The sequence below is a fragment of the Mycobacterium sp. TH-M82 genome, assembly GCF_057473605.1.
The window spans coordinates 1-2,256 of record NZ_JBYCKY010000038.1 but is presented as its reverse complement, the minus strand read 5'-3'; the positions used below and the strand labels follow the sequence as shown (position 1 = coordinate 2,256).

The following is a 2,256-nucleotide window of genomic DNA, read 5'->3' as shown; positions in this document are numbered from 1 at the left end:
TTGGGGTGTGCTCGGCGGCGATTTATGCCCGGATTTCCTCGGATGCCGAGGGCACGGGGTTGGGGGTGGCGCGGCAGTTGGAGGATTGCCGCAAGCTGGCCGCGGATCGGGGCTGGCCGGTCGGCGCCGAATATGTCGACAACGATGTGTCGGCGTTCTCCGGCAAGCCGCGCCGCCAGTACGCCCGGATGTTGGCTGATCTGGCATCCGGGGATCGGGATGCGGTGATCGTCTACAACCTGGACCGGCTGCATCGGCGTCCGGTGGAGTTGGAGGAGTTCGTCACGCTGTGCGAATCGGTCGGGGTGCGCGATGTGGCGACGGTGACCGCCGACATCGACCTGGGCAACGATGACGGACTTTTCATGGCCCGCATCTTCGCCGCGTTCGCCGCCAAGGAATCCGGTCGCAAGTCGGCGCGTATCCGCCGCAAGATGTTGCAGAACGCCCAGGCCGGGTTGCCGCACGGTTCAGCGCGCCCGTTCGGGTATGAAGCCGACAAGATCACCGTGCGCGAATCGGAGGCCGCAGTGATCCGCCAGATGGTGGACCGGTACCTGGCCGGCCAATCGTTGCGGTCGTTGACGATCTGGCTCAACGAATCGCAGATCGCCCCTAGCGTGGCGACATCGTGGCAGACCACGGCGGTGCGCCAGGTGCTGTCCTCGGGGCGTATCGCCGGGTTGCGCGAGCACCGCGGGGAGGTGATCGGTGCGGCGGTGTGGCCCGCGATCATCACCCCAGCAGACCGTGATCGGGTGCTGGCGCGCATGGCAGCACGCTCGGTGACCAAAGCCCGCACCGCCCGCACCTACCTACTGTCGGGGATGCTGCGGTGCGGGCGCTGCGGCAACCGACTGTATTCCCAAGCCCAGCATAGCAATCCGCAGAATCGAGTACGTCGCTACGTGTGTTTGAAGGGGCCGGATCATGGTGGGTGTGGCCGGTTGACGGTGGTCGCCGCCCCGGTCGAGGAACTTCTGACCGAAGCAGTGTTGGCGCGGCTGGATTCACCGCAGTTGGCCGACGCGCTGGCCGGGAAATCCAGCCCGGATCGCGATGTTGCCGATTTGGCCGCCCAGGTCGAAACGGATCAGGCCCGCCTCGATGAGTTGGCGACCCTGTATGCCGATGGGGCGGTCACCGCGCGGGAATGGATCGCTGCCCGCGACCCGATCACCAGCCGAATTCAACAGGCACGGCGGGACATCGCGACAGCCACCGACACCACCGCGGTCTATGAGCTGGCCGGTACTGGCGGGGCGCTGCGTGAACAGTGGGATGACTTGGGTCTGGATCGCCAGCAGGCCATCGTTAAATCCATTCTCGATCATGCCGTCATCGCCGCTGGCACCCCTGGGTCGCGCAGCTTGGATATCAACCGGGTCCAACCCCACTGGCGCATCTAAACATGGTGGTCGGCATCGTTGGCCGCGCCGCCATCGGCGCCGATCGACCGCCGCCCGCCTATGGCGTTGTTTTCCCTGGCGAGTGCTGAGTGTGGGTCGGGGTGGGTGAGCTGTCAAGGCCCAAGGCCGCATGCGGTCGAACCGGATTCGAGCCTGGACAGCTCCCCCGCCCCGACACCAGAGGCGTTTTTGTCGCCGGGGAAAGTGTGGTGGCCGAACAGTTTTCACGATGACCGTTTGGGTGGCTGACCGACAGAGGGTGACTGTCGCGGGATGGGGTTGGTGCCGTCACCGCAGCAGGGTGGCGACGGCGGCCAGCACCGTGGGGTCGGTGACGGTCACCGGGAGGTCCTGGCGTTGACATGATGCGATCAGCCACGCGGTGAACTCGTCGCGGCCTGCCGGGCACTGCATGCGCTCGCGCGATGGCCCGGCCGTGCCGTTCTGTGCGTCAACGCCCGCGTTGGTGTTGGTCGGCTGTCGCGGTGCGGCGGTGGTCATGGGCTGGCGCCGGTCTCGTCGCGGGCATACTGGCGGGCCAGATAGCGGTGTTGGCGGGCTTGCTGTGCCGCGGTGTGCACCAGCAGGCGTTCGCCGTCGTTGCGATGCCCGGCACCGTCGATGCGCCAATCCGTCAGCTCCCCCGTCGCACTGGACCGGGCTGCCCGGTCGGGCGCTTCGTGCTGGTCCTCGTCGTGGGGTTGCTCAGCGTCGTGTTGGCGCCAGTGGTGGCGGGCGGCGCGCAGCGCGCCCATGGTGGTGGAGAAGCGCCGCGATTTGGTGGTGATGTGCCCGCGATAGCCCAGGGTGTGCAGCCAGGCCAGCATCGCGGTGTTTCCCGGCAGCG

Annotated in this window: 3 protein-coding genes; 1 reads left to right on the top strand and 2 read right to left on the bottom strand. The window is 67.2% G+C overall.

All coding sequences use genetic code 11. The features are described 5' to 3' along the window. Positions 1-5 precede the first annotated feature (5 nt). Positions 6-1,409, top strand: a complete 1,404-nt coding sequence (locus AC2VON_RS01215; RefSeq protein ID WP_486951319.1) for a recombinase family protein — start codon at positions 6-8, stop codon at positions 1,407-1,409. 288 nt (positions 1,410-1,697) lie between these two features. Here AC2VON_RS01215 and AC2VON_RS01210 read toward each other — a convergent pair whose 3' ends face one another. Further along, a complete protein-coding gene (locus AC2VON_RS01210) occupies positions 1,698-1,910 on the bottom strand; it encodes a hypothetical protein (protein ID WP_486951318.1) in 213 nt (70 codons plus the stop codon). Then, the coding region (locus AC2VON_RS01205; protein ID WP_486951317.1) for a replication initiator at positions 1,907-2,256 on the bottom strand (350 nt) is incomplete at its 5' end. The genes AC2VON_RS01210 and AC2VON_RS01205, both read right to left, overlap by 4 nt.